Annotated in this window: 6 protein-coding genes and 2 pseudogenes; all 8 read left to right on the top strand. The window is 66.8% G+C overall.

What is annotated here, in order from left to right; translation table 11 throughout:
* Positions 1 to 275 (top strand): annotated as a pseudogene (locus JCM9942_RS09030) (TolC family protein); the annotation flags it as partial.
* A 160-nt stretch (positions 276 to 435) separates the two neighbouring features.
* Complete coding sequence (locus JCM9942_RS09025; RefSeq protein ID WP_256202348.1) at positions 436 to 1,683, top strand: efflux RND transporter periplasmic adaptor subunit; 1,248 nt, start codon at positions 436 to 438, stop codon at positions 1,681 to 1,683.
* Positions 1,589 to 4,833, top strand: a pseudogene (locus JCM9942_RS09020) (efflux RND transporter permease subunit). The gene JCM9942_RS09025 and the pseudogene JCM9942_RS09020 overlap by 95 nt, the downstream one beginning before the upstream one ends.
* 172 nt (positions 4,834 to 5,005) lie before the next feature.
* Complete coding sequence (locus JCM9942_RS09015) at positions 5,006 to 5,518, top strand: MerR family transcriptional regulator (protein ID WP_017357196.1); 513 nt, start codon at positions 5,006 to 5,008, stop codon at positions 5,516 to 5,518.
* On the top strand, positions 5,515 to 5,829 hold the full coding sequence (locus JCM9942_RS09010; RefSeq protein WP_065427866.1) for a DUF2933 domain-containing protein: 315 nt from the start codon (positions 5,515 to 5,517) through the stop codon (positions 5,827 to 5,829). Before JCM9942_RS09015 ends, JCM9942_RS09010 begins: the two co-directional genes overlap by 4 nt.
* A gap of 1 nt (position 5,830) precedes the next feature.
* Positions 5,831 to 6,154: a hypothetical protein gene (locus JCM9942_RS20725; RefSeq protein ID WP_256202347.1), complete on the top strand. Its 324-nt coding sequence runs from the start codon at positions 5,831 to 5,833 to the stop codon at positions 6,152 to 6,154.
* Positions 6,094 to 6,495 carry a methyltransferase family protein gene (locus JCM9942_RS20720; RefSeq protein ID WP_256202346.1) on the top strand — a complete coding sequence of 134 codons (402 nt, stop codon included), beginning with the start codon at positions 6,094 to 6,096 and terminating at the stop codon, positions 6,493 to 6,495. The genes JCM9942_RS20725 and JCM9942_RS20720 overlap by 61 nt, the downstream gene beginning before the upstream one ends.
* Positions 6,492 to 6,715, top strand: a 224-nt coding sequence (locus tag JCM9942_RS09000; protein ID WP_256202345.1) for a heavy-metal-associated domain-containing protein, incomplete at its 3' end; no start/stop codon positions are given. The genes JCM9942_RS20720 and JCM9942_RS09000, both read left to right, overlap by 4 nt.

The raw sequence follows: 6,715 nt of genomic DNA, 5'->3' as shown, positions 1-6,715 counted from the left end.
CGCTGCGGGCCGTCGAGGAACGCGGCGCTTCCGCCTGGTCGCAGTGGACCAACGCGCGCGAGCGTCGCGGACTGATCGAGAACACGCTGCTGCCGCAGGCCGACGCCACCTGGCAGTCCGCCCTGGCCAGCTACCAGGTCGGTGAAGTCGACTTCGGGACGCTGCTGGAAGCACTCAATGAATGGCAGGGCGCCGACCTCGCACGGGTCGATGCACTGCGTGACGAACTGTTGGGCGCCGCCGCCGTGCGCGCCATCGAAGGAGAGATCCGATGACCCGTGTCCAGACCCTGTCGCTCGCCATCGGCGTTGCACTCGCCGCCCTCGCCGTCGGCTGGATTGCCGGCCGCGCCACGAACGACTCCCCGACCGCGGGCACGTCGATCGACGGCCCGGCCGCAGAACGCAAGGTGCTCTATTACCGCAATCCCATGGCTTGGCGGACACGTCGCCGGTGCCGAAGAAGGATTCGATGGGTATGGACTACGTCCCGGTCTATGCCGACGACGCACCGCCGGCGGCACCGGGCACGGTGGTGCTGCCGCCGGACAAGGTGCAGGCGCTGGGCGTGCGCACCGAAGCGGTCAAGCGCGGAGCCCTGTCCGCTACCGTGCGCACCAGCGGCACGGTCGAGGTCGACGAGACCCGGCAGTACGCGATCGCCCCGCGCTTCGAAGGCTGGGTGGAGCGGCTGTACGCGAACCAGACCGGCATGCGGGTCAGCGCCGGGCAGCCGCTGCTCTCCGTCTACAGCCCGCAGCTGGCCGCGGCGCAGCAGGAATACCGGCTGGCCGACGAGACCGCCCGCAGGCTGGCCGGGTCCGATCCCGCGAGCGCGGCGTCGATGGTCCGCCTGCGCGATGCCGCCCGCACCCGCCTGCGCAACTGGGAAATCAGTGACGCGCAGATGGGCAAGACGGGCCTGGTGCTCACCGCGCCCGCGGACGCGGTCGTGATCGAGAAGCCGGTGGTCCAGGGCGCGCGTTTCGAGCCCGGCGAAACCATCCTGCGCCTGGCGGACCTGTCGAAGGTGTGGGTGATCGCCAAGGTGCCGGCGGCGCAGGCCGCGGGTATCCAGCCCGGCCAAACGGCCCGCTTTGAAACCGTGGCCCTGCCGGGCCAGGTGGCCGAGGGCGAGGTCACCTTCGTGCAGCCCGTCATCGATGCGATGACGCGCACCGTGGATGTGCGCATCGCCCTGCCCAACCCCGCTGGCGACCTGCGGCCCGGGCTGTATGGGACGGTGGTGCTGGAGGAGCCGGGGGCTGGACCGGTCCTGACCGTTCCGCGCTCGGCCGTGCTCGACAGCGGCACGCGCCAGGTGGTGCTGGTCGAGACCGGCCCTGGCCGCTTCGCACCGCGCGATGTCAGCCTGGGGCGGCGCGGCGGCGATCGCATCGAGATCCTCGACGGCCTGACCGAGGGCGAGCAGGTCGTGGTCTCCGCCAACTTCCTGATCGACGCCGAAAGCAACCTGCAGTCGGCACTCCAGGGTCTTGAGGGTCACACAGGACACGGCGCGCCTTCGGGCACCGCTGAGGATCCACACGCCGGGCACGGCGAGGACGCCGCCGACCCGCACGCAGGTCATGGTGACGAGGCCTCTGATCCGCACGCCGGTCATTCCATGCCGGCTACCCCGGAAGAGACTCCGCCCGCCCCCACCGGCCACGAGGGGCACTGACATGCTTGGCCGTCTCGTTGAATGGTCGGTGCGCAACGTCTTCCTGGTGCTGCTGATGGCGCTGGCGATTGTCGCCGGTGGCATCTACGCACTGATGAACACGCCGCTGGACGCACAACCGGATCTGTCGGACGTGCAGGTGATCGTGTTCACGGAGTACCCGGGGCAGGCGCCCCAGGTGGTCGAGGACCAGGTCACCTATCCGCTGACCAGCGCCCTGCTCGCGACGCCGAAGTCGAAGGACGTCCGCGGCTTCTCGTTCTTCGGCGCCTCCTTCATCTACGTCATCTTCGAAGAAGGCACGGACCTGTACTGGGCGCGCTCGCGCGTGCTCGAGAACCTCAACGTCGCGTCGAAAAACCTGCCGGCTGGCGTGGCACCGGCACTGGGACCCGACGCGTCCGGCGTGGGCTGGGTCTACCAGTACGTGCTGCAGAGCGACCGCCACTCGCTGGACGAGCTGCGCGCGATGCAGGACTGGTACCTGCGTTACCAGCTCACCACCGCGCCCGGCGTGGCCGAGGTCGCCAGCGTCGGCGGCTTCGTGCGCCAGTACTCGATCACCGTCGATCCGGTCCGGCTGCGCGAGTTCGACATCCCGATTTCACGCGTGTCCGAGGTGATCGCCGAGAGCAACCGCGACGTCGGCGGCCGCGTGATCGAGATGGCCGAGACCGAGTACATGGTGCGGGGCCGCGGCTACCTGCGCGGTATCGAGGATATCGAGAGCCTGGTTCTGCGCGCCGAAGGGGGCGCACCGGTGCTGATCGGCGACGTCGCCCGGGTCGAACTGGTACCGATGAGCGCCGTGGCATCGTCGACCTGGACGGCGAAGGCGACGTTGTGGGCGGGATCGTCATTGCGCGCTTCGGCGAAAACGCCCTGGCCGTGATCGGGGGGGTGAAGGACAAGATCGCCCAGCTTGCGAGTGGACTCCCCGAGGGCGTCAGCGTCCAGGCGGTCTACGACCGCTCCGATCTCATCGTGCGCGCGATCAAGACGCTACGCACGACGCTGCTCGAGGAGAGCCTGATCGTCGCACTGGTGTGCCTGGTATTCCTGTTCCATGCGCGCAGCGCGCTGGTCGCGATCGTCATGCTGCCCGTCGGCGTGCTGATCGCGGTGATCGCGATGCGCATGCTGGGCATGAACTCCAACATCATGAGCCTGGGCGGCATCGCGATCTCGATTGGCGTGATGGTCGACGCGGCGATCGTGATGATCGAGAACGCGCACAAGCACATCGAGCGCTCCGACGGCTCCCGCAGCCGGACCCAGCTGATCATCGATGCCTGTCGCGAGGTCGGGCCGGCGCTGTTCTTCAGCCTGATGATCATCACCGTCTCGTTCCTGCCCGTGTTCGCCCTGGAGGCTCAGGAAGGTCGCCTGTTCAAGCCGCTGGCCTTCACCAAGACCTTCGCGATGGCCGGTGGCGCGCTGTTGTCGATCACGCTGGTACCGGTACTCATGCTGCTGTTCGTGCGCGGCAAGATCGTGCCCGAGCACAAGAATCCGGTGAACCGGTTCCTGGTTGCGGCCTATCGGCCGGTGATCAACGTCGTTCTGCGGCATCGCATGGCCACAATCATGTTTGCGTTGGCCGCCCTGTTTGCAAGCCTGTGGCCTGCATCGCGGCTGGGCAGCGAGTTCATGCCAACCCTCAACGAAGGCACGCTGCTGTACATGCCCGCGTCGCTTCCGGGCATGTCGGTGACCAAGGCCTCGGAGCTGCTGCAGCAGCAGGACCGGATCATCAAGGGCTTCCCGGAAGTGGAGTCGGTGTTCGGCAAGGCGGGCCGTGCCCTGACGGCCACCGATCCCGCACCGCTGGAGATGTTCGAGACCGTCATCAACCTCAAGCCCGAGGACGAATGGCGGGACGGCATGACCACCGACAAGCTCATCGCCGAGATGGACGCGGCGCTGAAGTTCCCGGGCGTCGCCAACTCCTGGACGATGCCGATCAAGGCGCGCACCGACATGCTGGCCACCGGCATCCGCACGCCCGTGGGCATCAAACTCTTCGGCACGGACCTTGAGCAACTCGACGCGCTGGCCACCGAGATCGAAGCCGTGGTGCGCGAAGTGCCGGGCACGACCAGCGCGTTCGCCGAACGCCTGACCGGCGCCTACTACCTCGACATCACCCCCGACCTTGGCAGCCTGGCCCAGTACGGCGTCACCCTGGGCGAGGTGCAGAACGTGGTGGCCGCCGCGCTGGGCGGCGAGATCGTCACCACCATCCTCCAGGGCCGCGAACGCTTCAGCGCGATCGTGCGCTATCCCCGCGAACTCCGCGACGATCCGCACCGGATAGGCAGCCAAGTCCTTGTGCCGGTGCCCGGCGGCGCCCAGGTGCCGCTGGGCGAACTGGCGCGGATTGAGGTCAGGAAGGGTGCGCCGAGCATCCGCACCGAGAACGCGATGCTGGCGGCGTACATCTACGTCGACACCCGAGAGAGCGATCTCGGCCGCTACGTGAAGGCTGCGCAGGAAGCGGTCACCGAGCAGGTGCAGTTCCCGCCTGGCTACTACGTGACCTGGAGTGGACAGTACGAATACATGCAACGTGCCGCGGAGAAGATGCGTGTCGTCGTTCCGGTGACGCTGGCGCTGATTTTCCTGCTGCTGTACCTCAACTTCCGCCGTGTCACCGAGTCGCTGATCGTGATGCTGTCGGTGCCCTTCGCACTGGTCGGTGGCATCTGGCTGATGTGGATGCTCGACTACAACACCAGCGTCGCGGTGATCGTGGGCTTCATCGCGCTGGCCGGCGTCGCCGCGGAAACCGGCGTGGTGATGCTGATCTACCTCGACCACGCACTTGAAGCGCGTGCCGCGCAGAGGCAGGCCGAAGGCCGGGCACTGGATTCACGGGACCTGCGCGAGGCCATCATCGAAGGCGCGGTCGACCGCGTGCGCCCGAAGATGATGACCGTGGTCGCGATCATGGCGGGCCTGCTGCCCATCATGTGGAGCAGCGGTACTGGCTCGGAAGTCATGCGCCGAATCGCTGCGCCGATGGTAGGTGGCATGGTGTCTTCGACCATCCTCACCCTGGTCGTGATCCCGGCGCTGTACTCGCTGATCAAGCAGCGGCAGCTGGCCAGGAAGCCGCACCCCTCCTCCGCACTACCCAAGGAGAAGTAGTGATGGGGCCGTTCAACGCAGGCAGGGACCGACGGCTCATGCAACTGTGGCCGCGAACATCCGTCCGTCCACGGCCAATTCGCGCGTTACTGGCTTCGCCCACCGCAAGGCCGGTTGACCTGTGTGCGAGACACAGGTCTAGCCTGATCAACACCTCGCCGGGAGCAAGCCGATGACGACCAAGGAAGAAGTGACGCTGCCGCTGATGACGGTCCGCCAGCTGGCACGGCAGGGCGATGTCACGGTGCATGTGGTGCGCAACTACCTGCGGCGCGGTCTGTTGCAAGCGGCCACGCATACCGAGGGCGGCTACCAGTTGTTCTCCACCTCGGAGCTCCTTCGCCTGCACTTCATTCGCACGGCGCAACACCTTGGCTTCACGCTGGGGGAAATCGAGGAAATCATCCACCACAGCCTGCTGCGACATAGTCCCTGTCCGCTTGTGCGGGACATCATTCGGCGCAGGCTCGACGACACCCGCCAACAACTGGACAGGCTGCTCGCCATGCACGGACGAATGGAGCGTGCCATCCACGCCTGGGCGGAGCTTCCGGACTCCATTCCGACTGGCGATGACGTCTGCGCATTGATCGAATCTGTTGCCGCTGCTGAAGGCGGCGGGTTCGTCAAGTCCACCCCCCGGCGACTTCTTGGACGCCGCCCCACAGAGGAGAATTTGCCATGACAGCCTCCAGTCCTGCCCCCTCAGGCTCCCGACGCTGGGTCTTCTGGATCTTCCTGGCGCTGGCCGTGTTCTATCTCGCCGTCGAGCACCGCGCCCACCTTGGGGGGACGCTTCGCTGGTTGCCCCTGGCCATCCTGCTGCTATGTCCCTTGATGCATGTGTTCATGCACAAGGGGCATGGCGGTCATGGAGGTTCCGGAAGTCATGGGCGCGACGGCAATGCCGACGACACACCCCATGGCCAGCATGAGAGCCGTAGCAAGCGGGCACTGAACGACGAAACGTCCGACACCTCGAACGGAGGGCACTGACATGCAGGCACCCGACTCCGGCTACGGTCTTTGGCTCCTCGCCGCCATCAACGCCGCGTTCTTCATCTTCTTCGCCTGGAGCTTCTACAAACCGCTGACCCGTTGGGACTGGCGTGGGTTCGGTATGTTCTCCGCCTTCGTCGTGGCCCTGTTCGCGGAAATGTATGGCTTCCCGCTGACGCTGTACGTCCTGGGCGGCTGGCTCAGCGCCAACTATCCGCAGGTGGACTGGCTGAGCCATGACGCGGGCCATCTGCTCGAGATGTGGTTCGGCTGGCGCGCAACCCGCATTTCGGCCCATTCCACATCGCAAGCTTCGTCCTGATCGGCGGCGGCTTCTGGCTGCTGTCGGCCGCCTGGCCGGTGCTGTATCGGGCACAGCGTGAAGGCCGGCTCGCCCGCGAGGGCGTGTATGCGCGCATGCGTCACCCGCAGTACGTCGCCTTCCTGCTCGTGCTGACCGGTTTCCTGCTGCAGTGGCCCACGCTGCTCACGCTCGCCAGCTATCCAGTGCTCGTGTGGGCCTATGCCCGCCTGGCGCGTCGTGAGGAAAAAGACTGCTTGAGCCGCTTCGGCGACGACTACGTCCGCTACATGCAGGAAGTGCCGGCCTTCATCCCGCGACGCCGGCGCGGCCCCGCTCCATCCCAAGGAGAAACCCGATGACGCACGTCCACAAACCCACTGTGCGCACGCGCACCTGGCCCATCGGCGACATGGTGAGTGCCGGCTGCGCGCGCACGCTGGAGAAGGCCGTGGCCGCGCTGCCTGGAGTCAACGCCACCAGCGCGAATTTCGCTACCGCGACCCTGCAGGTGTCCTACGACCCGGCCCGCCTGTCGGCGGGCGCGGTCGCCACCGCGATCCGCGACTGCGGCTTCCAATG

It is taken from the genome of Stenotrophomonas pictorum JCM 9942, from assembly GCF_001310775.1.
GTDB lineage: Bacteria > Pseudomonadota > Gammaproteobacteria > Xanthomonadales > Xanthomonadaceae > Stenotrophomonas > Stenotrophomonas pictorum.
This window is presented reverse-complemented; position numbering and strand designations above follow the sequence as displayed.